This window comes from Microbacterium sp. Soil_C_42, from assembly GCF_057656735.1.
Map to the genome: position 1 here is coordinate 1 of NZ_JBDGJU010000094.1, position 278 is coordinate 278.

Sequence of the window (278 nt, forward strand, 5' to 3'; positions counted from 1 at the left end):
GCCGCCACCGGGGCGACCCGCACCACCCGGACGCGGAGCGCCGGGGCGGGGGGCACCCGGGCGCGGAGCCTGGGGACGCGGGATGTTGCCGGGGCTCGGGCGCTGGCCCATGCCCTGCGCCGACGCGAAGGGGTTGTTGCCCGGACGGGGGCCCGCGGGACGCTGGCCCATGCCCTGCGAGGACGCGAAGGGGTTGTTGCCGGGACGCGGGGTGCCACCCGGACGCGGCGGCTGGGGAGTCGCGGCGGCGGGGCCGGGCTTGGGGGCGCCGGGCGCGG

General features: G+C 82.4%; 1 pseudogene. It reads right to left on the reverse strand.

Going from position 1 to position 278, the window contains the following annotated elements:
- Positions 1 to 278 (reverse strand): annotated as a pseudogene (locus AC3A46_RS19545) (translation initiation factor IF-2); the annotation flags it as partial.